The organism is Bacteroidota bacterium (assembly GCA_018831055.1).
Taxonomy (GTDB): Bacteria; Bacteroidota; Bacteroidia; order Bacteroidales; family B18-G4; genus M55B132.
Genome location: JAHJRE010000246.1, coordinates 1 through 2,106 on the forward strand (window position 1 = coordinate 1; position 2,106 = coordinate 2,106).

At 58.9% G+C, this 2,106-nt stretch carries 1 protein-coding gene; it reads left to right on the forward strand.

Going from position 1 to position 2,106, the window contains the following annotated elements; translation table 11 throughout:
- A partial coding sequence (locus tag KKA81_16060) for a PQQ-binding-like beta-propeller repeat protein (GenBank protein ID MBU2652442.1) occupies positions 1-2,106 on the forward strand: 2,106 nt, incomplete at both ends.

Sequence of the window (2,106 nt, forward strand, 5' to 3'; positions counted from 1 at the left end):
ACAAGATAAAGTCACTTCGAAGCAGCCTCAGGAGCGCCAAGGGCGAGGAACGGAAAAAGCAGGAACAGCAATTAAAAACTGCAGAAGAAGAACTAAGCCGGCACCGCAGTGAGAATATTGGGCCGACCCTCCGGTGGCGCGTGCCAAGCCAGTGCGATTCGGAATTGATACTGACTGCCAACCTGGTGCTTGCCGGTGGGCAGGGGCAGGTCAATGCCTTCAGCAGGGACAACGGCCAGGCCGTCTGGGAGGCGCAAGTCGATGGCAAAGCGCGGGGATTGGCCGTCGCCAACGGCCGAGCCTACGTCAGCACGGATACAGGCAAAATCTATTGCTTTGCTGCAAAGCGAGTGGCAAAACCGAAAGCCCCGGTGCCCAGCCCGCACGTCAGGCATGCAGCGAACCCTTACCCTCAAGACGAGCTGACCGCAGCTTACGAGGCGGCCGCCGAAGCAATTGTTATGGAGACCGGTGTTACAAAGGGCTATTGCCTTGTGGTCGGCGCCGAACGTGGCCGTCTGGCCTGGGAACTGGCGCGGCGAACTGACCTGACCATTATCGGGGTCGAACCCGATCCGGAAAAAGCCGCTGCAGCGAGGTTGGCCCTGGATGCGGCGGGCCTATACGGCCAGCGTGTAACCATTGATGAGGGTAATCTTTCGAACCTGCCGTACTCGAACTACTTTGCCAACCTGATTGTCTCCGACAGCCTGCTGCTGACCGGAAAGATACCCGGTAACCCTGAGGAGCTTGTGCGGCATCTAAAGCCGTGCGGCGGTGCTGTTTGTCTTGGCGTGCCGGCCAATGCGCCTGGAAAGGCAGGCGCCGTCTCTTCCGAGCAGCTCAGCCGGTGGCTGAGGCGGCTGGAATTAGGACAATGCCGAATCAGCCAAACCAACGGCTGCTGGGCGACTCTCAAACGCGGAGCACTGCCCGGAGCAGGCAAATGGACACACCAATATGCCGGGCCGGGCAATACCGCCTGTAGTGACGACCGAATCGTAGCCGGTCCGTTAGGCCTGCTGTGGTTTGGCGACCCCGGGCCGGCCCCTATGGTTAATCGCCATAACGCTGCCGCTGCGCCTCTTGCGGTCAATGGCAGGCTATTCATCCAGGGTGAAAACGTCGTAATGGCCTATGATTCTTACAACGGCGTTCTGCTGTGGAAGCGCGATATACCCGGTGCGATGCGGACGCAACTGAAGAAAAGTGAGTGCGGCAACTTAGCCGCCTGCGAAGATAGTTTCTTCGTTGCCCTCGGCGATAAATGTCTGCGGCTCGACGCTGAGACAGGACAGACCCGCCAGACCTACAATATGCCTGCTGCACCTCAAGGCGGCTCACCCCTGCCTTCGCAGGGGCAAGCTTGTCCCCGCGTAAGCGGGGAGTGGGGATACCTCGCTTACGTTGACGGCATCCTTTATGGCAGCGCGATGAAACGAACAGGCATCTCGGATTCGATTTTCGCCATTGATACGCGGAGCGGCGAGACGCTGTGGAATTACGGGGGCAGTCCGCTTGGGGACGCCTTACGGCGGAACATCATTAACCTGACTATCGCTGCCGGGGACGGCTGGCTGTTTTTCATTGACAGCTCGCTGACGCCGCAGCAGCGGCAGCAGTTACTGCAGCAAGACAAAACACATCTGATGAACCTTAGCCCCGAAGAGGCCAAAAAAGCAGAAACAGCCCATAAGAAACTCGATGTGCGCCTTGCCGTTGCGCTGGATGCTCAGACGGGTGGGAAGCTCTGGGAAAGGGCTGTAGATGTAACCGACTGCAGCAATATTGGAATAGGCGGCGGCGAACTGACGGCGATGTACCATGACGGCGTCGTGGTCCTGTGCGGGGCCAATGCGAACGGTCATTATTGGAGTCAGTTCCTTTCGGGCGAATTCTCACAGCGTCGGCTGGTGGCCCTCTCGGCCAAAAGTGGTGAGGTTCTTTGGGCCAAAGACGCCAACTATCGCCATCGTCCGCTTATCATCGGCGGTATGGTCATTGCTGAACCCTGGGCGTTTGACCTAAAGACCGGCCAGCAAAGGACACGCAGTCACCCACTGACCGGCGCCGATACAACGTGGCAGTTCCTGCGGCCGGGCCATC